The organism is Spirochaeta thermophila DSM 6578 (assembly GCF_000184345.1).
GTDB lineage: Bacteria > Spirochaetota > Spirochaetia > Winmispirales > Winmispiraceae > Winmispira > Winmispira thermophila.
The window spans coordinates 1,735,572-1,757,367 of the sequence record NC_017583.1 but is presented as its reverse complement, the minus strand read 5'-3'; the positions used below and the strand labels follow the sequence as shown (position 1 = coordinate 1,757,367).

The 21,796-nt window shown below is 60.4% G+C and carries 17 protein-coding genes and 1 pseudogene; 8 read left to right on the top strand and 10 right to left on the bottom strand.

The annotated features are described in order from the left end of the window. Positions 1–18: 18 nt before the first annotated feature. The 3 genes from SPITH_RS07990 to SPITH_RS07980 are packed head-to-tail and all read left to right on the top strand — an operon-like array spanning position 19 to position 2,929. Positions 19–753 (top strand): CIA30 family protein, encoded by a 735-nt coding sequence (locus SPITH_RS07990; protein WP_014625153.1) that lies wholly within the window; start codon positions 19–21, stop codon positions 751–753. Between the two features lie 3 nt (positions 754–756). Then, positions 757–2,349, top strand: coding sequence for a hypothetical protein (locus SPITH_RS07985; protein ID WP_014625152.1), 1,593 nt, complete (start codon positions 757–759; stop codon positions 2,347–2,349). Positions 2,350–2,359: 10 nt separating this feature from the next. Beyond that, positions 2,360–2,929, top strand: a complete 570-nt coding sequence (locus SPITH_RS07980; RefSeq protein WP_014625151.1) for a discoidin domain-containing protein — start codon at positions 2,360–2,362, stop codon at positions 2,927–2,929. An 81-nt stretch (positions 2,930–3,010) separates the two neighbouring features. Here SPITH_RS07980 and SPITH_RS07975 read toward each other — a convergent pair whose 3' ends face one another. The 7 genes and pseudogenes from SPITH_RS07975 to SPITH_RS12885 form a co-directional block, all read right to left on the bottom strand. Beyond that, entirely contained in the window at positions 3,011–3,964 is a 954-nt protein-coding gene (locus SPITH_RS07975) for a SufB/SufD family protein (protein WP_014625150.1), read from the bottom strand. Beyond that, positions 3,961–4,701: an ATP-binding cassette domain-containing protein gene (locus SPITH_RS07970; RefSeq protein WP_014625149.1), complete on the bottom strand. Its 741-nt coding sequence runs from the start codon at positions 4,699–4,701 to the stop codon at positions 3,961–3,963. Before SPITH_RS07970 ends, SPITH_RS07975 begins: the two co-directional genes overlap by 4 nt. A 128-nt stretch (positions 4,702–4,829) precedes the next feature. Further along, positions 4,830–5,222 (bottom strand): nucleotidyltransferase domain-containing protein, encoded by a 393-nt coding sequence (locus SPITH_RS07965; RefSeq protein ID WP_014625148.1) that lies wholly within the window; start codon positions 5,220–5,222, stop codon positions 4,830–4,832. Next, the gene (locus SPITH_RS07960; RefSeq protein ID WP_014625147.1) at positions 5,167–5,556 is read right to left on the bottom strand and encodes a HEPN domain-containing protein; all 390 of its coding nucleotides are present in this window, start codon (positions 5,554–5,556) and stop codon (positions 5,167–5,169) included. The genes SPITH_RS07965 and SPITH_RS07960 overlap by 56 nt, the downstream gene beginning before the upstream one ends. A gap of 316 nt (positions 5,557–5,872) precedes the next feature. Continuing rightward, positions 5,873–7,118: pseudogene (locus SPITH_RS07955) on the bottom strand (IS256 family transposase). Positions 7,119–7,268: 150 nt separating this feature from the next. Next, complete coding sequence (locus SPITH_RS07950) at positions 7,269–8,318, bottom strand: ISNCY family transposase (RefSeq protein ID WP_245523359.1); 1,050 nt, start codon at positions 8,316–8,318, stop codon at positions 7,269–7,271. Then, the gene (locus SPITH_RS12885) at positions 8,213–8,431 is read right to left on the bottom strand and encodes a helix-turn-helix domain-containing protein (protein WP_342626132.1); all 219 of its coding nucleotides are present in this window, start codon (positions 8,429–8,431) and stop codon (positions 8,213–8,215) included. Before SPITH_RS12885 ends, SPITH_RS07950 begins: the two co-directional genes overlap by 106 nt. Positions 8,432–8,518: 87 nt before the next feature. On the opposite strand from SPITH_RS12885, the gene SPITH_RS07940 reads away from it, so the two are divergent. The 3 genes from SPITH_RS07940 to SPITH_RS07930 all read left to right on the top strand — a co-directional run bounded on the left by SPITH_RS07940 (position 8,519) and on the right by SPITH_RS07930 (position 12,791). Next, a protein-coding gene (locus SPITH_RS07940; protein WP_014625145.1) for an IS3 family transposase occupies positions 8,519–9,674 on the top strand; the annotation gives its coding sequence in 2 pieces (ribosomal slippage) (positions 8,519–8,775 and positions 8,774–9,674; 1,158 coding nt in all). 144 nt (positions 9,675–9,818) lie between these two features. After that, positions 9,819–10,679, top strand: a complete 861-nt coding sequence (locus tag SPITH_RS11795; protein WP_014624057.1) for an IS1595 family transposase — start codon at positions 9,819–9,821, stop codon at positions 10,677–10,679. A gap of 93 nt (positions 10,680–10,772) precedes the next feature. Continuing rightward, positions 10,773–12,791 (top strand): putative bifunctional diguanylate cyclase/phosphodiesterase, encoded by a 2,019-nt coding sequence (locus SPITH_RS07930; RefSeq protein ID WP_245523358.1) that lies wholly within the window; start codon positions 10,773–10,775, stop codon positions 12,789–12,791. On the opposite strand, the gene SPITH_RS07925 is transcribed toward SPITH_RS07930, so the two are convergent. The 3 genes from SPITH_RS07925 to SPITH_RS11790 all read right to left on the bottom strand — a co-directional run bounded on the left by SPITH_RS07925 (position 12,748) and on the right by SPITH_RS11790 (position 17,398). Next, positions 12,748–13,809, bottom strand: coding sequence for a zinc dependent phospholipase C family protein (locus SPITH_RS07925; protein ID WP_014625143.1), 1,062 nt, complete (start codon positions 13,807–13,809; stop codon positions 12,748–12,750). The two genes, SPITH_RS07930 and SPITH_RS07925, sit on opposite strands and share 44 nt — an antisense overlap. A 42-nt stretch (positions 13,810–13,851) precedes the next feature. After that, positions 13,852–15,744 carry an AMP-dependent synthetase/ligase gene (locus SPITH_RS07920; protein WP_014625142.1) on the bottom strand — a complete coding sequence of 631 codons (1,893 nt, stop codon included), beginning with the start codon at positions 15,742–15,744 and terminating at the stop codon, positions 13,852–13,854. A 64-nt stretch (positions 15,745–15,808) separates the two neighbouring features. After that, complete coding sequence (locus SPITH_RS11790; protein WP_014625141.1) at positions 15,809–17,398, bottom strand: sensor domain-containing diguanylate cyclase; 1,590 nt, start codon at positions 17,396–17,398, stop codon at positions 15,809–15,811. Between the two features lie 217 nt (positions 17,399–17,615). On the opposite strand from SPITH_RS11790, the gene SPITH_RS07910 reads away from it, so the two are divergent. Together SPITH_RS07910 and SPITH_RS12805 are read left to right on the top strand one after the other, a co-directional pair. Beyond that, entirely contained in the window at positions 17,616–18,761 is a 1,146-nt protein-coding gene (locus SPITH_RS07910; RefSeq protein ID WP_014625140.1) for a deoxyguanosinetriphosphate triphosphohydrolase family protein, read from the top strand. Continuing rightward, positions 18,758–21,784 (top strand): UvrD-helicase domain-containing protein, encoded by a 3,027-nt coding sequence (locus SPITH_RS12805; RefSeq protein ID WP_014625139.1) that lies wholly within the window; start codon positions 18,758–18,760, stop codon positions 21,782–21,784. Before SPITH_RS07910 ends, SPITH_RS12805 begins: the two co-directional genes overlap by 4 nt. Positions 21,785–21,796: the final 12 nt, after the last annotated feature.

The window sequence follows — 21,796 nt, the reverse complement described above, 5'->3', positions numbered from 1 at the left end:
TGATTGAGGAGGGCAGCAATGAAACATGAGCGATTCTTTCTCCTGGTGGTGGGAGTGAGCCTCCTGCTCCTGGGAGCGTGTTCGAACCCCGCAGGGAGTGAGGAGAAGCAGGATACCACGACCACACTCACCTCAGAGCAGGTGTCCATGTGGAGTATCGAGCCCGGATCTGGAAACGAAGATCAACCAACTGAGAACTACTCCGTGGCACCCGATGTGGAGAACGTGAATCCAAACGGGGGTGGAATAGGGTGCATGAAGGTGACATTCTCTTCCAATCCATGGGCCATGACCGAGCTCTACGCACCCATTCCCGACGATGACTACAGCGGGTATGACGGGGTGGCGTTCGATATCAAGATCGATTATTCAGAAAACTTCTGTGTCATCGTAAGAGGGGACAATACGAGTGTGGGTGAGCAGCAACACTGGAAGTATGAGAACTACGTGTACTACGGAGGTACTCCGGATACCTGGCAGACCGTCCAGTTCGCCTTTGCTGATTTCACGGATCCCGGTTGGGCGACGAGTGGAAGCAATGTGGATGCGACGATCTATGATTTCTTCTCCAATCCAGACACCGTAGTGACACAGCTCAACATCAATCCGATTCTCAATCTGGGTGACAGCGAAGCGGGGGAAGCTGAGGATACACCCATCACCTTCTACATCGATAATATTCGTCTCTACGATGCGGATGGGGTGTTGGAGGATCTCGTGCTCTTTGATTTCGACGACGTCCAGGAGCAGTAATGCGTGACTGAACAGGACGGGAACGTGTTCGTTCCCGTCCACTTCTTTTGGAGGTACCACATGGGCAAGCGATTGGTTTCTACCATTACCTTCTTGAGTATCTTCCTGATACTCGCCCCAATTCTTCCTGCCAAGGAAGTGCAGATGGAGCAGTCGGCCCAGCTCGTTATCACCACCCGTACTTCCTTCGGCGTGGATCTCGACGAGCCTTACAAGTTCGGGCTCCTCACCGAGTTCCCCCGGATAGGCCTCTACTACCGGCTCTCGCCCTGGCAGCCCCTCACCAATCTGGTGAAGAGCGACGAGCCTGTGGGATTCGTCGAGGTGACCCTTCACCTCATGGAGATCAGATTCACCAATGGACAGTATCCAGACGACAACAATCCGGGTGAGATCATAGGGTGGGGCTGGAACGATCCCTCCACCGCGACCGGCTACTTCGCGCCAATCTATCTCGAGAACATGCGGGCGGGGATCGCCTGGAACGAGTGGATCCTCCAGCTCGCGGCAGGCGGAGACGACGAGTTCTGGAAGCCGTGGAACCGGAGCCTCGCGTACGCGAACGAGCGTGTGCTCGCGAGCTGGGCCTACATGGACACCCGGGTGCAGTACCGCAGGGACATCATCCCCAACATGCCGACCATGGGTGAGACCTACTACTGGACCTTCTCGGATCAGACCAGCCCCATGGATCAGCTCTCCGCAGCCTACGGCGGTTCCATGGTAGGGGTGCAGTACACCGGCGAGGAGTTCGTGGGCATGCTCAAGTTCGCCACGGAGTTCCCCTGGACCGCCCCCCAGATCACCGAGGAGAACAGTAACGGCCTGGCCGCGGGTTTCGACTATGCGATCACGCCGGCGGCACTTCCCGGATTCAGGACCATAGGGAGCATCGTGGGCAAGTACCAGTACGGCACCGATGCCGATCCCGATCCCATCGTGATGGGCACCAATGTCTCCTACGACATACCCATCGAGGTGGCGAGCGGCTTCGGCGGGCTCTCGGTGGAGCCGTACCTTGGCTACGACATCGCCGCCCAGATCCCTGAGACGGGAGATCCCCTCTGGTCCCATGAGGTGGGTGTGGGAGTCACCTTCCATTGGCCGGGCACGTCGGGCTGGGCCTACGACTACCTCGCAGACCGCACCGGTGTCACGCAGCCCGGTATGAGTATTGCGTACAAGCTATACCAGGAGGATCTCTCTTCCTCCGACGAGCCGGTGCAGAGCCTCCTCGTGACCCTCTTCGAGGATCCGGGCGACGAGGGCATCCTCTACGACGTGGGCATGGAGCTGGTGGCCGAGTGGATGGACTTCACCAATCCGGACAGCAAGATCCTCATCTCCCTCTATACCGACTACCTCACGCCGGTTTCCGCCGAGGGTATGCTCAGGCCGTGGGTGAAGCTCTTCTGGGACACCCTCTCCCCCGGTGGCGAGGTGGATCACAACCTCAAGTCCGACGTGGGCGTGAAGCTGGAGAACGTCATCCGGAACACCACTCTGGGGCTCACCTGGGAGTCGAGGAACCTCCTTGACGAAGAGGAAGGACCCGGACTGGGTTCCGCCTATGTCTATGCCGAGATCACATTCTAGGGAGGATCGTATGAAAGGATGGACTCGTCCTCTTGCCTTTGGCCTGCTCGTTGCCTTGGTGCTTGCAGGATGTGCGGTCACCGGCGGTGCCGTGAAGGAAGGCGCCCAGCCTGCAGCCGCAGCAGGCCCTTCTGAAGCCGAGACCGATCCCTACGCAGGGTACAAGAACCTCGCGCTCGGAAGACCCATCAAGGCCAACAACCACATCTACCAGTTCACCGCCGACAAGGCCGTGGATGGCGATGTACTCACCTACTGGGAAGGCGGGCCGAACAAGTATCCCAACGAGGTGGTGGTGGACCTGGGTGCTGTACACACCATCAAGGCCATCCGCATCAAACTCAATCCTGCACGCATCTGGCAGCCGAGAAAGCAGACCTTTGAGATTCTCATAAGCGACGACGGGGAGAACTTCAGCGTGCTCGCACCATCGGCCGAGTACGCCTTCCACCCGGTCCAGAACAAGAACACCGTGACCATACCTGTGGAAGGCCAGGGTAGGTATCTCAAGGTGGTGTTCACCGCCAACACCGAGGCCACCGCAGGTCAGATAGGCGAGCTCGAAGTCTTCGGTGAATAGCTGGCGCGAACGGTATCCCTCCTGTGGACGCCGGGGATTCCCCGGCGTCTTTTTTGTGCCCAGGAACGAGCCGGTGCTCTCCTACTCCTCTGTGAACAGTGCCCTGATGATCACGTCGGTGGCCTCTTCCTCTGAGAGCCCTCGGGCCATGAGGGTCTGGAGCTGTTTTGAATCGACCGAACCTATCGCGGCCTCGTGGGTAATGTGGGCCGCAGGGTCCTCCACCTGAATGAGCGGCACGGCCCGGGCGACGGCCCTGTCCTGGACGATCTCCTTGCAGTCCACGTGCCCCCTCGCCCCGGGTGCACGGGCAGTAAGCTCATTTACCACCTCTGCCTTTGCCTCGTCTTTCACCGCAATGTGGCTCATAAGCACTGCCACCGCATCCTTTCCGTTGAGGAAGGAAGCCTCTCGCACCCTGATGGTATCCCTGAGCTTGCCGTACACATAGGTGCGCAGATCGACACTGCTTTCTGCCTCTGCCTCCACCTCGTAGTCCAGGTCGACCTTTCCGGCGCACCCCTCCACCAGATAGAACTCGCTGAAGAAGCTCCCCCCTTTCTCTACCTTTACTTTTGTTTTGGGGATCACCACCACCCCGCCTTCAGGGCCGTGAATGTGTTTCTCCACATACCGATAGCGTGCCCCTTCGCCAATGACGATGCGCGCATCCATGAGGTGGTGAATATCCTTTGCCTGTGGAAAGGTGCAGTGGGCCTGAAAGGCCACCGAGGAGCCCTTCTCCACCTCTATCTCCATGTCGATCTTCTGTACCCCCCGCTCTCCGGTCATGCCGAAGCATAGATGCACGGGCTTTTCTATGGCAACCCCTTCCTTTACACGCACCTGTACCCGGATCCCCTCTCCGCCTTCTACCTGGAGGGGCGCAGTCACCACCTCCAGCCCCTCCACCAGGCCCTGGCCCACCACCCGACCACCGTGGATTTCAAGGTGGGCCTGATCGGGGGCATAGTGAGGTGCGCGAATGGAGGTCAGAAGGGCCTCGAGCAGGGCCCTGTCGTCGTTGGTGCTCATGCGCTGCCTACCTCACCGGGAACAGGACTGTTGGGATGATTGCAGGGGTAACACCGCGAAGAAAAGTAGGGGAGAATCTCTTCCACCGTACCCTCCCTGAGAAGCTTTCCGTTGCACATGAGAAATGCCCGGTCGGCATGTGTGAGCACATGCGCACTGTGGGTCACCAGCACCACAGTGGTCCCCTGTTCCTTGAGATACCTGATGACATCGAAGATCCGCTCCACCGCATCGATATCCACACCCGAGTCGGGCTCATCCAGTAAGGCCAACTTTGGCCGCATCGCCACCACGGCGGCCAGTTCCACCCGCTTGCGCTCGCCGCCCGAGAGCGTCTGATCGACCTTCCGTGTGAGGTACCGGGCAGGGTCGAGCCCCACCAGCATGAGGGCCTGCTCTGCCTCTTCGTCACTGTGCCCCTTTGCCGAAAGCCTTAAGTACTCACGAACCGGGAGGCCGTCGAACCGGGCCGGCTCCTGCCACGCCAGGGTGATGCCCCGGCGTGCACGCTCGTCGATGGAGAGGTCGTTGATTCGTTCTCCCTCGAAGATGATCTCTCCTTCTATCTCCCGGTACCCGTGGAGTCCCATGATCACCGCCGCCAGGCTGCTCTTGCCGGCACCGTTGGGCCCTACCACGGCGTACACATACCCTGGTTCGATATCGAGGCACACATCATGGAGAATGGTCTTTCCCTCTTTTGTGAGGGAGAGGTGACGAACCGAAAGGAGTGCCATCCGGATCCTTGTCGTAATGAAGATGGGGGAAATATATAACTTTTTACCCAAACGGATCAAGGCCTCCCGGAAGGCGGCCCCGGCGGCAGGCGATGCGGCCTTGTACCCGCCGCTCGGTACGGCGGTACTCACCCCGTGATGAGGGCCTTCACGTCCATCCCCTCCCGCGCCCACAGGACGGTACCCCCCTCGAGCGCCGTGCGAGCGAGGGGCTGTCCTCGTCGAACCTCTTCGACGGTGTAAACGAACACATCGATGTCTACAGGGAACTCCTCCGGTCGGTAGTGTGCCGAACGGTCGAAGAACGGCACCGGGGTGTCCCTCACCACCACGAGGATGTCCACATCGCTCCCCACGCCGAACCGATCGGTGTTGAACGAGCCGAACAGCACCACTGCCTCCACCTCGGGCCGCTGCTGGAGCTTCTTCACGTAGTCATCCAGCGCGCGGTGGATGAGGGTGCGATCAACCGAGTAGATGACGAGCGAACCGAAGGATCTCCTCTGAATAGCGGAGGGCATCCTCTGCCTCCTTTCGTGTGTAGAACTCGGTGGGAGCCCCTTCCGGAAGACCATTGGGGTACCGGGTGGGGATGTAGTGTTTGTCGAGGACGCATGCAGCCTCGATGAGAGGGGGAGGGATCTCTACCCCCTCCTCTTTCAGGTGCTGGAGCATATACGTGATAGTATGGCCCCATACCGGCTGAAGGCGGTGGGCGTAGACCGCCTTCAGCGCCTTTTCGGCTGCCTGATGAGCCGCAAAGCACGCCCACTCGTAGTCGCCCGCTTCGAGGGAGTGCTGCGCATGCCGCAGGTCGGCCTCGGCCTGGGTCCACCAGTCTTTCCAGCGAGTCATGTAGTAACAATAGGGAGTTTTCGGGTAATGATCAATCGTATGCGTGGGGTTCACTCTCCCATACTGCCATTATCCTATCGTGATTTTCCCACGAAGAGATTACTCTGTGGAGTCCTTGAGGGGGTGAGGGGAAGAGGAAGTCTTCGATATCGCGCAAGGATCCACACGTGGAACCCATAAAAAATCCGGGCAGATCCCTGCCCGGCGTAAGGCCACCGACCCCCGCAGGGGTCGGCATTATTATACTAGCAGTTCATGCACTATCCGTCAATGCCGACGGTGCTGGGGTGTCAAGACTCGATAAAAATGGGCACTGTCAAGGGGGAGTGTTGAAATTACGCTGGAGCTGATAAGGGGTGCGTCTCCCCACCTCTTGTATCACCTGCATGCCCACCACGTAGAGGCCTACCACCTCATCCGCATGGGCAAGACTCATATACCCGGGATACCGTCGCAGAAAGCTCCTCATGTGCCGAACCAGGTTCTCCGCAAGGTTGCTCGTCCTCACCTTCTTCTTCCACGCATAGGGTAACTCCAGATAGGAGAAGAGCCGCTCCTTCCGCCACAGGAGGGCGGCCGTCATCCGGGGAGCCTTCGGCGCCCACTTCTTCACGAATGCCTCACACGCACCCTCTGCCTCCTCCTTCCCTCCTGCCTCAAAGAGCTTCCAGTACTCCGCTCGAAAAGCTCGCCTCTCCTTCTGGAGGTCTGCGTTCTTCCCCTTCCGTTCCCCCATATCCTGCAGGAGCTTCTGTTCAAGCGTCCGCTGCAGGTGCCACAGACATATCTGCTTTTTCGCCTCGGGATACACGGTCTCCACCGCCTGCCAGATGCCTTCTGCCTCATCGGCCACCACCAGCTCCACCTCCTCAAGCCCCCGCTCGTAGAGCCCGGTAAGGAGTCGCTCGTAGCTCGCTCGGTCCTCACGCGCTGCAACGATCCAGTCAAGCAGCTCGTGTGTCCCGTCCTCCTTCACCCCCACGGCACTTAAGACCACCAGCTTCTTCTGATCGCTCCCCCGCCTCTTGGCCCATACCCCATCCAGCACAAGGGCCTTCACTCCTCTAAGGGACCTCCTCCGCCACTGCTCCTTCTCCTCACGAAGACGCTTTATGAGCCGCAGGAGTGTCTGCGGGTGAGCCTCGCCTATCCCCAGCTCCCGTAACAGGATGGCCCACGTCCGCGCGCTCATCCCTCCCACATACCCGAGAAGGAGCTGCTCGGCGAGGGCCACGAGCCTCTGCTCATAGGCGACCAGCTTCACCTCCTTCCCCCCCGCCGGTGCGAATGCGGGGCACGCGTACATCCTCGATCGGCCCCCAGGGGGTCTGCACGGTCTTCCATTTCCTGTAGCCGTACCGGTAGTACGGTGCCTTCTCAGCCTCCCCTCGTGCATATCGTGGTCGTCCTACTGCCTCCTCTCTCAGCGTCTCAAGGAGGTGTTCCAGGTACGTCTTGTAGGTGTGGCGCACCTCCTCCCGTAGCTGGTCTTCCACTTGTTTCATCAGATCAGAGAGGGTATACTGTGTCTCAATCAGTGTGCGTGTGTTACCACGCTTCATGGAGTATCTCCTCCTTGAAAAAAGGATTAGTGTGGTGGGAGATACCCCTTATCTTTTTTCCCCGCCTTTTTCAACACTCGATGTTACAGTCCCTAAAAATGTCACCCTTTTTAACTCAGTTAAAATGTCACCCCCTGGGTAGTATTCTCTTCATCCTGCCCGCTGTTTGGTGCGCCGTGCAGGAGTTACCCGCTCATACTTCAACTCCCTATTCTCATGGAACAGGGAGATCGTTTCATCCAGGTATTTTCGAACCAGGACCTTCTGTTTCGGCCGAGGAAGGAAGCCTTTGTCGTTCTTGATCTGCAGCACCTGCCTCTCATAGTAGATTGTGTAATCGTTTTGTACCACTCGATTCGCTTCAAAGCAAAAGATCTCTTTCAGCTTCGTTTCTTTGGTACATCGCACATGCACGTCCTGCGAGTCTTCCGCTTCTACCGCAAAGCGTTCGTTGAACTGAGGCAGGAACGTCTCCCACAAGTACCGGTTCGCCTCCTCGATCGTACAAATCCCCGCAAGACGCAGTTCCTTCACCAACCGATCCTGCAGAATCCCGTTCCGCCGTTCCACCCGCCCTTTCGCTTGCGGCGAATACGCACTCACGATCTGTACCCCCAGTTTGTCGCACGCCCGCTCGAATGCGGTTTTCGGCTCTTTGCCCGCCAACTGTTCCTCCAGCGTCGGTTCCCGCAGCGTCTTGTAGCCGTTTTTCAAGTCACAGTACAGACTCATCGGGATCCCATACTGCTCCACCCAGCCCCACAGCAGCTGCATCGCCGCAGCGCTCGTCTCCTGTTCACTGAACCGCGCATACGTGATCCCCGTCGCATCATCCACCATCACCATCAAGCAACAGGCACTGCGCCGTCCTTCAAACCAATCATGCGGGGACCCGTCAAACTGAACCAGCTCCCCAAAACAGGCCCGCCGTTTCCTCCGGCTTCGGTACGGCTTCCTCCTCTTCTTCCTCGCCCAGATTCCTTCCTCCAGCAGCCACCTGCGTAGCGTCTCGTGATCCACCTCAAGACCTTCCTTCGCCAACTGCTCGCTCGCAAACGTCGGCCCAAAATCCCCGTACCTCTCCCGATACCTACTCACCACCCTCTGCCGAAACTCCTCCTCCTTCCGATTCCCCGACGGTTTGCCTCGGTTCCCATGCCGCAATCCCGCGATCCCCCTTCCCGGAGCCTCTTCTTCCACCGCTGCACCTGCCGTTTGCTCACCCCTAAGATCTGCGCTACCTGCTCGTTCGTCAGACCTTGGCTTTCCATCTTCCCCAACACTTCCGCTCGTTTTAATTCCTTTAGACTCATCTCGATCATCCCCCCTATACTGCGTCCCGTAGGAGTGGACACGGAGAAATGGTAGAGGTAAGACTGGAATAAGGGAGGAGGACGCAGATGAAGAAGCGGACATGGACCACTGAAGAGAAGCTTGCGATCGTACTGGAAGGACTCCGAAGCGAACGGCAGATAGCCGAGATCTGCCGGGAACACCAGATCAGCCAGACGATGTATTACCGATGGCGGGACAGGTTTCTGGAAGGGGGCACGAGAGCCCTTGCAGACGGCAGGAAGGAGAAGGACACCTATCGAGCGAAGATAGAGCAGCTTGAGAAGATCATAGCGAAGCAGGCGATCCAGATCGAGATACTAAAAAAACGAAGGAGCTGTTGGGGAGATAGAGGCAGTGGAGCGGCTGGTGGGGGAAGGGTACCGGGTGAAGGATGCGTGTGAGGCACTTGGCGTGAGTCGGAGCCGGTACTATGCGAGGAGGAAAAGGGGGCAGAAGGTGGGGAAGAAGCGGGAGGAGAAGGAGAGGGACGATGGGCGGCTTATGGAGAAGATCAGGGATCTTGTGGGGGAGCATCCGTACTGGGGGTACAGGCGGGTGGCGTGGTGGTTGAGGAGGCGGGAGGGGGAGGAGGTGAGCGAGAAGCGGGTGAGAGGACTTATGAAGGGTGCGGGGCTTATGTGTAGACGGGAGAAGAAGAAAGCGAGACGTGGGAGTGGGCGAGGGAAGCCGGTGGCGAGGAGACCGAGGGAGTGGTGGGGGATCGACATGACGAAGGTGCTGGTGAAAGGGATAGGATGGGTCTATCTCGTGATCGTACTTGACTGGTACACGAAGAAGCTGGTGGGGTGGAAGGTGTCGGTGAGGGGGAGGAGTGAGGAGTGGTGTGCGGCGATGGAGATGGCGGTGGAGCGGGAGTTTCCCGAGGGGGTGAGGGGGAGAGGGCTTCGGCTGGTGAGTGACAACGGGAGCCAACCGTTGAGCCGGTCGTTCATGAAGGCGATGGAGGTATTGGGGATCGAACAGGTGTTCACGAGCTACAACAATCCGAAGGGGAATGCGGACACGGAGCGGATGATACGGACGATGAAGGAGGAGCTGTTGTGGCTGCGGGAGTGGGAGCACGTGGGGGAGCTGGAAGAGGCGGTGAGGGGATGGGCGGAGGAGTACAACCGGCACTATGTCCACAGTGCGCTAGGGTACAGGAGCCCCGAGGAATATGAGGCCCTTTGGGCGCAGATGCAAGGAGAGGAGGTCGCATGACCCCTTTAGGTACTACCATTTCTCCCTACCCTTTTTGTCTTGACTTAATGGGCGCAGTACACCCCTTTGTCTGGATTTTCCTAAAGGTGATTACCATTTTTGAGCCACCTGTGGTATAATACCGAAGAGAGAGGTGGCACGGATATGGACGTCGTAAGTCTTTCAACACTTGCAAGCGATAGAGAGAAAACGGTCTCCTATCTGAGAGAGAAAGGTCTCCTCGTCACGTACACCCGGTGTCCCTTCTGTGGAAGTGAGCATATAGGCGAGGTGAGACGAGAGAAGTACAAGTGCTACCAGTGCAGGAAAGAGTGGAGCATACGACGAGGGAGCATCTTCGAGGGGATGAAGCTCTCCTGGGAGAAGATCCTGTGGGCAATGAAGCTCTTTGAGATGGAAGTTACCGCCCACAAGGCGGCTTTGCAGTTACGGCTCTCCTATGAGGTGACGCTGAGGCTCTACACATTGTTTCGGAAGGCGATATGGGTCCACACCCAGAAGGAGGGGAAGAGCCTGCTCGAAGGTGAAGTAGAGATGGACGAAAGTTATTTTGGAGGAAAGAGAAAGGGGAAGAGGGGGAGAGGGGCGGCAGGGAAGATTCCTGTGTTTGGGATTCTTGAGCGAGGGGGAAAAGTGCAGGTGGAAGTGGTGGAGCAGGTAAGTGCGGAGGAGCTTGTACGACTGGCAGTGGCCAAAGTGAAGCGGGGGTCGCTTGTGTATACCGACCGGTTCAAGAGCTATGATGGGCTTGTGAGCTATGGATTCAGGCACAAGCGGATTGATCACGGGAAGCGATTTGCGAATGGGAAAGTGTACATCAATGGGATAGAGGGGTTTTGGAGTTATGCGAAAGGGCGGCTGCTCCAGCATCACGGGGTGAGTGTAGAACGTTTTCCGCTGTACTTGAAAGAATTGGAGTGGCGGTATAATCATAGGGAGGAGGATCTATTCGAGCTTCTGCTGGAGGTACTTAGAGAGTACTCCCGGGTGGCAAATAATGGATAATCACCTTCCAAGAATCTATAAAACCTCAAAAATCTCTAAAAAAAATAAAAAATCGAATTGCGGGCCGAAATTTCTCATGCTATGGTACATCTCGTGAAGACGGGACCCTGGACTCGCTTTTCGATACTCGGCGTGTGTCTCGGCATTTCCTTTCTGGGATATGTGGTCTTCATACTGGTGGGATCGTCCGTTACAGGGGCCTATGCGATCCTCGTGGGGCTTGTTCCCCTCATCACGGCGTACTTCCTGGGGGTCCGGCGCGTCCCCGTGGTCACGGCCCTGCTGTTGGTGGGAGCGACTGAATTCGTGGCTTCAGGGGGTTGGGGCCTCTATCTCCAGGATGTGTCGGCCCGATACATGGGAGACCTCCTCCTCCTCGCGGCAGGGGTGTTCCTGGAGGTGGTGCGCTCCCTCAGGAAGGAGGTTCGGGAGCGGTCCAAGGAGTTTCTCTTCGCCCTCGATACTGCGGAGGAAGGATTCTTCCGCTATACCCCGTGGCGGGGGGAGTTCGTTTTCAGCAAGAGGTTCTGCGAACACTTCGCCCCCGAGCTTTCTCCCTTCGTCTCTTATCCTGCGAGGGTGTTCTTCGAGAACATCCATCCCATGGACAGGGAACGGGTGGAGGAGATGTTCGTGGGCAAACACTGGGCGGAGGGACAGCGGTTTTCCTTCGAGTGCAGGGTGAGGAGGGACTCGGGCAGGTTTCTCACGGTGAAGGTGTACGGGCTCGTCTACATCGCGGAGAACGGGCGGCGTCATCCCGTGTTCATCGGTTTCATGGAAGATGTCACACAGACCCGCGAGCTGGAGGAGAAGCTGGATGAACTCACCCATCGGCACCGGATCTCGGGGCTCGAGACCGCTCCGCGGTTCTATGAGAGAGTGGGGGCGAGGATCGGGCGAGGGACGGAGGAGAAGCTCGCCCTTCTCGTGGCGAGCCCCGAGGATCTCTCCGAGGTGACGGATCTCTACGGCCACGAGGCGAGGGACCTGGTCATAAAGGAGATCGCTGACAGGTTCCTTCTGGTGAAGCGGCGGGGTGATCTCCTCTTCCACATCGAGGACCAGACCTTTGTCTTCACGCTCGAGGGGGCCTCCTCTTCGGGTGACGTGGCCCTCTTCGCGCAACGGATACTGGACACCTTCGCCCGGCCGTTCTTCGTCCGAGGCACCCCGGTGTATCTCTCGGGCGTGGTGGGTATCGCCCTCCATCCCGAGAACGGGGGATCGGCCGAGGTCCTCCTCCAGCACGCCGAGGCTGCACTCCACCATGCACGGAGGGAGAGAAGCGGGTTCAGATTCTATTCCCAGAGCATGCTTCAGGGGGCCGCCACGAGGCTGAGGCGCATGCGCGATCTTCAACGGGCTCTTCGGGAAGAGGAGCTCGAACTCTACTACCAGCCTCTGGTGAGCATCGAGGGGGTGGTGGTGGGGGCCGAAGCCCTCCTTCGGTGGCGTCATCCGAGAGAGGGGTTGATCCTTCCCTCCGAGTTCGTTCCCATCGCAGAGGATACCGGGCTCATCTTTCCACTCGGACGCTGGGTGATAAGCAGGGCTGCAGAGGCATGGGGGAGGTGGAGGAGGGAGGGCCTTTCCTCCCTCCTCATCTCGGTGAATCTCTCCCCCCAGCAGATAAAGGACGTGCAACTGGTCGATCACCTGAGAGAGACGCTCTCTCGCCACGGGATACCTCCCGGATATCTCACACTCGAGATCACGGAACGGACCTTCCTCGAGCATATGGGGAGCAGGGAGTTCTTCTCCCGGCTGGAGGAGATGGGGATAGGGATCGCCCTGGATGATTTCGGGACGGGCTATTCCACGTTCCAGTACATCAAGCAGTATCCGGTGAAGGCCATAAAGATCGACAAGTCGTTCGTCCAGGGGCTGCCTGCGAGGGGAGAGGACGTGGCCATCATACAGGCCATCCTCACGCTCGCCGACGGGCTCGGCCTTGCGGTGATCGCCGAGGGAGTGGAGAACGAGCAGCAGGCCCTCCTCTTGCGGACCTTCAACTGCCAGATCTTCCAGGGGTTCTTCTACAAGGAGCCGCTCAGGGAGGAGGAGTTCATCCAGTACGTGAAGGCCCTGCACCGGCCGCCGGGGCAGTGAGGGGAAACCTCTCTTCGTAGTGGACGAGAAGATCCTCGAGGTAGGAGGGAAGGGGCAGGGGATTGCTGTAGCGTACGTGCGGCCTTCCCTCACCCCTGCCGTCGGAGAGGTTGGTGCCGTCTCTCCGGAAGGCCTCGAGGGGGACTTTTGATACGCGGGGGGAGTAGAGGGGGACGAGGGTGCCGGTGGAGAGGTCCACGGCCTTCTGGAAAAGTTCGGCGATGCCTTCCCGCCTGGGGGTGGGGGGTGGGCTGGGTTCGTACCAGAGACTCCGGCGGGTGTTGGCAATGTCGAAGGACGGGGGGAGGAGCGGGTGGAGGAGGGCGAGTCCTCTGAGCTTCGCCTCCCGTGAGGTCCTTTCCTCCATGCGCCGGACGACGAGGGCGTGGGTCATGGGATGTATGGCGGCATAGAAGTCCCGCGCATCCGCATAGGCGTTCTTGATCCTGAGGAGGAGTTTCTTGTCCTTGCGCGCCTCCTGGTAGGTGGAGCGAAAGCCCGTCTTCAGCATCCGTATGAGCCAGGCGGGGGCTTCTTCCCCCAGATCCACGTAGTCTCTGAACTCGAGCTCCTCTATCTCGAGAGTGGTCTCCTCGGCGAGCAGGTGGAGATCGATGAGCCGCTCCAGGAGGGTGTGGCATCGTATGTACCGTGTGGTATGAGGCAGCGCGGGGCTGAACCAGCCGCTCCGGTAGATCACGTAGGGATGGAAGATGCGGTCGGTTATCGCGTGGGTGATCCATCCCGCGAGGTAGGCGAGGCCGAGAGCGTCGTCCTCGGCGAGGGTTTCCTGCATGGCGGAGGTGAGAGGACCGTAGGCGCTCCTATGGGCAAGGGCGCCGAGGGACAGGCCGGAAGGTTTCCTCCTCCTGTTGTGGAAGAAGATGTCCGGTCCCTGGGCCCCAAGGGTGAGGGCTTTAAGATGACGGGGAAGCGGGCTTTTCTCTGGGATACGTTCCCCTGTAACGAGAGACCAGGCCTTCCATGCGACGAGGGCGTGCGTGATGTGCGACGGCATGTGGCCAGGGTAGCAGAGAGGAGATGGCGTGCCAAGCAGGACTCATCGATACAGGGCCCTGATCTCGTCTGCGTACTTCCTGTAGACCACGTGACGCTTGATCTCCTGTTTTGCGGAGAGTTCCTCCCCCACGGTAAGGGTGTTGGGGAGGAGGGTGAACCGGTAGATCCTCTCGAAGGGTTTGAAGCCGTGACGTGGGTGTATCCTGTGCGAGATGAAATCGGAAAATTCCTCTATCAGTCTAGGGTGTCGGTGGATGTCGTCCGTGAGATCCAGTCCGTGTTCCGTGCACCACTCCTTGAGGCTGTCCTGGTCCACGAATATGAGGACCCCCAGGTACTTCTCGTCCTGGCCGACCACCATGGCATGGGCCACCAGGGGGTGTTCCTTGAGGGCCTGTTCGAGGGGGGCCGGTTCCACATTCTCCCCTCCTCTCAGGACGATGGTGTCCTTGGCCCGGCCGGTGATGGCGAGTTCGTTGTCCCAGGTGAGCATCCCCAGGTCACCCGTGTTGAGCCAGCCCTCTTCGTCGAGTACCTTCCGGGTCTCTTCCGGTGCCTTGAGGTAGCCGAGCATCACCTGGCCCCCCCGTGCGAAGATCGTGCCTTGCCTCCCCGGCGGGAGCACGTTACCTTCTTCGTCCCGGATCTGGATCTCGGTGTCGGGGAAAACCGGACCCACGGTGTGTGGCACCGGGTGGTAGTAGGAGCGTACGGCCAGTACAGGTGCGGCCTCGGTGAGGCCATAGCCTTCGAGCACTGTGATTCTTATGGCGTCGAAGAATCCGTCGACCTCGGGCGGAAGCGCCCCTCCTCCCGAAATACCGGCCACGAACCGTCCTCCCAGCTTCCGGTGAAGCTTCCTGAATACCAGAAGATGGGCGAGCTGTTTGAACGGCCAGAGGAGGAGGAATGGGATGATGCCGATCACCCTGTCGAGGATACGGGGACGCCACTTGAAGCGGGGAAGCTCTCCCTTCACCATATGTGTGAAGAACGCGTACGCCCTCCCCACGACGAGAGAAGCCTGAAAGATCGCCTGGACCAGAGGGGACTCCTTCTTTATCGTCTGGAGGATGCCCTTCCGTATCCCCTCCCAGATCCGGGGGACCGAGGCCATCCAGGTGGGTTTGAGGGTCGCCATGTCCTGGAGCATGATCCTGCCTATCGGTTTGGAATAGGCGATCGCCGAAGCGCTGCTCAACGCCACATACTGCATCATGCGCTCGAAGGAATGCCACACGGGGAGTACCGAAAGCCAGATGTCTCCGGGCCCCACCTTGAGGAGGATGGGCACCCCCTTCACCTGGTGCAGGAAGTTGCCGTGTGAGAGCATGACCCCTTTGGGGAGGCCCGTGGTGCCGCTCGTGAAGATCACTGTGGCGAGGGCCTCGGCCGGGAGTTCCTCGACGGCGGTGAGTATGTGATCCCTCATGCCGGGGAGGGCCTGAGTTCCCCTCTCCATGAGAGCGGAGAAGGAAAGCACGGTGATCCCGGCTGTCTCCCTTTCGATCTGTGCAGGCATGTCGAAGAGTATGGCCGTCTTGAGTTGTGTGCGTATCCTCTCTGAAGCGAGGGCCTTCTTGAGTTGGCTGATGTTTTCGAACACCCCGATCGAGCACTCGGCGGTGAGGAGGATGTGTTCGAGCTCCTTCTCGGTGACGTCGCATCCCCTTGGAACATCGGCGGCGCCGAGGAACAGGAGCCCCATGTCGGCGAGGAGCCATTCCCTCCGGTTTTCAGAGATGAGGGCTACGAGATCTCCCTTACCCACACCGAGCGCCGCGAATCCTGCAGCACAGGTGAGGACGTCTTCGAGGAGCTGTCTGTAGGTGATGGGGGTGAATCCTCCTTCAGGCTGCCTCACGTACTGGGCGACGCTTTCAGGGTAGGTCTCCGCCTGCAGCTTGAGGAGATGGGGGAGGTTCCTGTACATCGACTCGTTCCTCCAGGATGTGATGGTAGCATTATAGGGAAATGGAAGATACGTAACAAGAGAACTAGACGATGACTGTGTTCCTCCCGCTTCCCTTTGCCCGGTAGAGTTTCTCGTCGGCCTCTTTGAGCAGGTCCTCGAGGGATTTCCCGGGAGAGAAGGAGACCACCCCGGCGCTGATGGTCACGCGACACGAGGGGAGGGGCGAGGTACGGGCGATCTCCTTACCCAGCTTTGAGGCGATGAGTGCCGCTTCTGAGAGACGGGTCTCCGGGCAGAGCACGAGAAACTCCTCGCCTCCCCAGCGCCCGACGATGTCGGTGCTCCTCAGATGGGTGCGGAGGATCTCCGCCGTCCATATGAGTACTTCGTCTCCTTTGCCGTGGCCGAAGGTGTCGTTGATGGTCTTGAAATGATCCAAATCGATGAGGATGAGTGAAAAGGGGGAACCGTACCGAAGTGCCCGGTGGTATTCCCTCGTGAGTTCCTCCTGGAGTTTTCTCCGGTTGAAGATCGAGGTGAGGGGATCGGTGGTGGAGAGGATCTCGAGGCGTGTGTTGAGGGCCTTGAGCGCCTGATTCTTCCTGTAGAGTTCGGTTCGTGTGAGCTGCTCGACTCCCTTCGCGATCTGACCCACTTCGTTGTCCGGATAGTCTGCGAGAGGTACTCCCGGGGCGCCGGAGATCACCCGCTCGAGGTCAGCCTGGAGGGTTGCGAGGGGCGTGATGACGTGACGGGTGAGGAGCCTGCTGGCGGCCCACCCGGACGTGGCGGCGAGAAGGGCCACGACGAGGAAGCCCATGGTGATCTGATGAATAAGGGGGAGGAGCACCTCTGACTTGTTGAGTACAGTGACAACAACCCATCCCAAGTCGGGAAGCACGGTGTAGTGCGCGAACTTTTCCACCCCTTCGAAGCGGTATTCGAATGGAGATGATGTTTTAGTGAAGGCCGCCGGCGGCCGGATGATATCCGAGAGATTCTTGCCCAGGAGTTCCTCCCGGTGATGGATGAGTATGATCCCGCGAGGGTTCACCACGTAGCTGTAGCTCGTGGTGTAGGGGGTGATGCTCTCTCTCAGGAATTCAGCCGCCCGCTCCATGGAGGCGTCGATGGATACCACTCCCACCCGATTTCCTTCGTCGTCGAGCAGTACCTTGCTGATGGAGACGAGCCATTCTCCGGTCTTTATCTCCTGGTAGGGGATGCCGGGAGAAAGGTCGGGGGCCGAACCGAGCGCGGCCGTGTACCAGGGGCGCACCCGCGGGTCGAATCCCGGAGGAGGAACGTAGTTGTTGATGACGAGGCTGCCGTCCTCATAGCCCGAGTAGACGTAGTAGAGGTCCGGGTTCGCGGCCTCGAGGGCGCGGTAGAGCCCGAGGACCTCCTCTCTCTCCTTCAGGCCGAGGCGGGGGAGGTTCCTCACTATGTCCTGGGAGCTCAGGAACTCCGCGGTGCTCCTCAAGGGGGTGAAGTAGGCCTTGAGGTAGTAGGCCGCGGCGAGGTTGCGCTGGGCCACCAGCTGACGGGCGAGACTCATCCCCCTGGAGAAGAGGATCGAGGCCGTGAGGGATCCGTAGATGGTCACCCATCCTATGACGATGAGGACTACGGTCCTGAATATGGTCCTCTGGAGGGAAGTGGTGGAAGACATCGCTCTTGTTCCTTTCCACGTCGTATGCTGCTTTGTATCAGTGCATTCTCAGTCGTCCTCCCCTTCCATCCTTCTCAAAGTATAAAGCAGAGGGAAGAAAAGTTCTAACCGTGGGGCTAAATGTATTAAATGTCGTGGGAGATAAAACGGCTGTTGATGTGGTCGGCGGAGGGAGTCCCCCTTGCCTTTCGCCGGGCCTGGCCGTACAGTAGTGGCGATGGGCAACCTCTTCTTCGTCAATCCTCTCGACGACACTGTGTATCGACGGAGGAGGCGGCCCCGACCGGAGGAGGGGACCGACCCTCGCGGGGCCTACTTCAGGGACGCCACGGCGATCATCCACTCGTATCCCTTTCGAAGGCTCAAGCACAAGACCCAGGTCTTCTTCATCCCCGAGAACGACCACATCTGTACCAGGATCGAACACGTGATGCACGTGGCGACCATCGCCGCCACCATCTGCAGGGCCTTGGGGCTCGACAGCGACCTCGCGTGGGCCATAGGGGTGGGCCACGACCTCGGCCATGCACCCTTCGGACACCTGGGTGAGGAGATCCTCGCCTCCTACATGCCGCGGGGGCGCACCTTCCACCACGAGCTCTACAGCCTGCGGGTGGTGGATCTGCTGGCCGGGTACGGTCAGGGACTCAACCTCACCTATGCGGTGAGGGAGGGGATTGCCCTCCACTGCGGGGAGCGGTTCGAGCGAGAGATCGTGCCCGATAGGGAGGAACGCGTGCTCGAAGATCTGGAGGGTGTGGAGGGGTATCCCTCGACGTGGGAGGGATGTGTGGTACGCATGTCCGACAGGATCGCCTACGTGGGGAGGGATCTGGAGGATGCCCTCCAGCTCAGGATCATGAGAAGGGAGGATATCCCCGAGAGGGCGGTGCAGATACTCGGGAGCACCAACAGTGAGATCATCAACACCCTGGTGAGAGATCTCATCTCGTATTCCCTGGATCACGGGGGCATCGGTTTTTCGGAGCCGGTGTACGAGGCCTTCATGGCCCTGCTCGACTTCAACTACCGTGCGATCTATCGGAGTCCCCGGCTCACCTCGTTCCACGAGTACTTCGAGCGTATCCTCAAGACCCTCCATGACTACCTGAGCGAGCTCTTCGAACGGTACGGCTGGGAGGTGGGGCGCTACGCGAGGGAGCACAACAGGCTCGCGCGCCAGTTCGGTGACTTTGTGGGAAAGATGAGCACGGTGTATCAGGAGCGGAGTGAGGAGGACTGGGTGGTCTTCGACTACATCGCGGGGATGACCGATGAGTTCGCCCTGAGGAGTGCCATGGAGGTGATGATGCCGCGCAGGTTCTCGCTCCTGTTCGAGGATGTGATAGAGGAGGAGGAATGAGGTTCATCGCCGATCTGCACACCCACTCCCGTTTCTCGCGGGGGACGAGCAAGTTTCTCACGCCGCAGCTTCTCGACCTGTGGGCGCGGGTGAAGGGAATTACAGTGGTGGGGACCGGTGACTGCACCCATCCGGGTTGGCGGAAGGAGCTCTCCGAGGTGCTCGAGCCTGCGGAGGAGGGGCTCTTCGTGCTCAGGCGGGAGGCGCTTCCCACCCCAGCACAGGCGGGAGAGATCGCCTTTGCCCTCGATCGGGCTCCCACGAGGTTTGTGCTCTCGGGTGAGATCAGCACCATCTACAGCGCCGAATCATCTGATGGGAAGCGGGTGAGGAAGGTGCACCACGTGGTCCTCTTCCCTTCGTTCGAGGCGGCCGAGCGGTTCTCTCGTGCCCTGGAGCGACGGGGGAACCTTGCTTCGGACGGGAGGCCAATCCTGGGAATCGACAGCAGAGATCTGGTGGAGATGGCGCTGGATGCCCATCCCGGGGTGATCTTTATCCCTGCGCACATCTGGACTCCGTGGTTCTCGGTGTTGGGGTCGAAGTCGGGCTTCGATTCGATCGAGGAGTGCTACCGCGACCTCTCTTCTGAGATCTTTGCGGTGGAGACCGGGCTCTCGTCGGATCCTCCCATGAACTGGCTCTGCTCGTTCCTGGACAGGTTCACCCTGGTCTCCAACTCGGATGCCCACTCCGCGGGCAATCTGGGGAGGGAGGCGAACCTCTTCGACACCGAGCTTTCGTTTCCTGCAATGCGGGAGGCGCTCAAGACCCGGAAGGGGTTCCTGGGGACGGTGGAGTTCTTCCCCGAGGAGGGGAAGTATCACCTGGACGGACACCGGAAGTGCGGGGTGTGTCTCACGCCGGTGGAGACGCTCGAGAGGGAGGGGAGGTGCCCGGTGTGTGGTCGGCCGCTCACCGTGGGGGTGATGAACCGTGTGGTGCAGCTTGCAGACCGGGATCTGATCGAGCCGGAGCGGTTCCCGCCGTTCTACTCGCTCGTGCCGCTCGATGAGGTGGTGGCCGAGGTCGAGGGAAAGGGGGTGCAGTCGAAGGGGGTGAAGGGGCGCTACTTCGATCTTGTCCGGAAGCTGGGGGGTGAGCTTCAGGTCCTGCTCGAAGTGCCGGTGGAGGAGATCATCCGGGTGGATGGGTGGGTGGCCGAGGGGGTGGTGAGGATGAGGGCACGGCGGGTGTGGGTGAGGGAGGGGTTCGATGGACAGTATGGTGTGGTGCGGGTGTTTCCTGAGGGGTGGAGGCCTGAAGGGGGGCTCTTCGGGAGGGATCAGGCGCCCGAGGTGCCGGTACGGCCCCTGCTCGCCTTCGATCCCGGGATGCTCTCGCGGGTGAAGGGAAGGGAAGAGGGGGGTGCTGTGGTCGAGGGAGGGCTCACCGGTGTACAGAGGGAGGTGGTGAGAGTCGGGGATGGGGCGCTGTGTGTGGTGGCCGGGCCGGGGGCGGGGAAGACGAGGGTCCTGGTGGAGCGGGTGGCGAGGCTGGTGGCAGAGGGGGAGGGGGGTATCACCGTGCTCACGTTCACGCGCAAGGCTGCAGAGGAGCTGAAGGCGAGGCTCCAGGGGACCTGTGGAGCCGAGGGGGTGTGGGCGGGGACGTTCCACGCCTGGGCCTATGAGTGCCTGGTGCGGTTCCACCGTGAGGCCGGGTACGAGGTGCCGCCGGTGGTGCTGGATGAAGAGGAGCGGCGGGAGGTGTGGGAGGAGGCGTGCGGACGGGTGGGTGCGGGAAGGGTGGGGTTGGGGAGGCTGGAGCGGCTCAAGCGGGAGGGGATGCGTCCGGAGGAGGTGGAGGGAGTGGTGGGGGAGGTGTGGCGGGTGTACGAGGGGGTGCTTGCGGAGCGGGGGGCCTGCGACGTGGATGATCTTCTCCTTCGGGCGGCCCGGCTCATCGACGAGGTGGAGGGGGTGCGGGAGTGGGTGAGGGGGCGGTGCCGGTGGGTCCTGGTGGATGAGGCGCAGGATCTCAATGCGGCGCAGTACGAGCTCCTCGTGCGGATGGCGCCCGGGGGGGAGGGGGTGGTGTGCATGATAGGGGATCCTGCGCAGGCGATCTACGGGTTCAGGGGGGCTTCCCCTGAGTGGATGGATCGGTTCGTGGAGGAGTATGGGGCGCGGGTGGTGCGGCTCGAGGAGAGTTTCCGCTGTCCGGCGGAGGTGCTGGAGGTGGCGGAGGGGGTGCTGGGTGAGGGGGTGGGGCGGAGGATGCGGGCGAGGGGTGGGGGCGGGAGGGTGAGTGCGTGGGAGTGTGCGAGCCCGGAGAGCGAGGCGGAGTTCATCGCACGGCAGATCGAGCAGCGGCTGGGGGGGACGACGTTCTTCTCGTTCGACAGCGAGGTGGTGGAGGATGAGGGCGGGGTGGCGCCGGAGGAGATAGGGGTGCTGTGCCGCACCCACCTGGTGATGGATGTCCTGGAGGAGGCGTTCAGGAACCATGGGATCCCGTACCGGCGGGTGGGGGAGGGGGTGCGGTTGTCAAGGGGGGCGCGGGAGCGTCTGGCGCGGGTGATGGGTGAGGGGGGTGTGTGGGAGCGGGCTGCAGGGGAGGTGGGGGGAGGGGTGGGGAGGCGGTGGGGGCTGGAGGGCGAGGATCTGCGGGTGTGGGAGGAGCTCGTGGGGAGGTTCCCGCACCTTCCGGTGCGGGAACTGGTGGCGGACTGCCTGGCGGGGGGGATGGAGGGGGTGGAGGGGAGGAAGGGGGAGGTTTCCCTCCTCTCCATGCACGCCGCCAAGGGCCTGGAGTTCGAGGTGGTCTTCATCCCCGCCTGTGAGGCGGGCCTGGTCCCCTTCTCCCTGTTTCCCACCGAGGGATCGGACGAGGAAGAGGAGCGTCGGCTCCTCTACGTGGCCCTCACCCGCGCGAAACGCGAGGTGGTCCTCACCATGGCGAGGCGGCGCACCCTGAAGGGGCGGATCCTCCCCGGCGCCCCCTCCCCCCTCCTCGCCCACCTCCCCTGGCGCCCCGCACCCTTGCCCGACCGTGGCCCCCGCCAGTACACCCTCTTCTAGCCCGCCTTGTCC

Coding starts and splice junctions, on each gene's coding strand:
- SPITH_RS07990 (WP_014625153.1), top strand. CDS start 19: ATGAAACATGAGCGATTCTTTCTCCTGGTGGTGGGAGTGAGCCTCCTG.
- SPITH_RS07980 (WP_014625151.1), top strand. CDS start 2,360: ATGAAAGGATGGACTCGTCCTCTTGCCTTTGGCCTGCTCGTTGCCTTG.
- SPITH_RS07975 (WP_014625150.1), bottom strand. CDS start 3,964: ATGAGCACCAACGACGACAGGGCCCTGCTCGAGGCCCTTCTGACCTCC.
- SPITH_RS07970 (WP_014625149.1), bottom strand. CDS start 4,701: ATGGCACTCCTTTCGGTTCGTCACCTCTCCCTCACAAAAGAGGGAAAG.
- SPITH_RS07965 (WP_014625148.1), bottom strand. CDS start 5,222: ATGCCCTCCGCTATTCAGAGGAGATCCTTCGGTTCGCTCGTCATCTAC.
- SPITH_RS07960 (WP_014625147.1), bottom strand. CDS start 5,556: ATGACTCGCTGGAAAGACTGGTGGACCCAGGCCGAGGCCGACCTGCGG.
- SPITH_RS12885 (WP_342626132.1), bottom strand. CDS start 8,431: ATGAGTCTAAAGGAATTAAAACGAGCGGAAGTGTTGGGGAAGATGGAA.
- SPITH_RS11795 (WP_014624057.1), top strand. CDS start 9,819: ATGGACGTCGTAAGTCTTTCAACACTTGCAAGCGATAGAGAGAAAACG.
- SPITH_RS07925 (WP_014625143.1), bottom strand. CDS start 13,809: ATGCCGTCGCACATCACGCACGCCCTCGTCGCATGGAAGGCCTGGTCT.
- SPITH_RS07920 (WP_014625142.1), bottom strand. CDS start 15,744: ATGTACAGGAACCTCCCCCATCTCCTCAAGCTGCAGGCGGAGACCTAC.
- SPITH_RS11790 (WP_014625141.1), bottom strand. CDS start 17,398: ATGTCTTCCACCACTTCCCTCCAGAGGACCATATTCAGGACCGTAGTC.
- SPITH_RS07910 (WP_014625140.1), top strand. CDS start 17,616: ATGGGCAACCTCTTCTTCGTCAATCCTCTCGACGACACTGTGTATCGA.
- SPITH_RS12805 (WP_014625139.1), top strand. CDS start 18,758: ATGAGGTTCATCGCCGATCTGCACACCCACTCCCGTTTCTCGCGGGGG.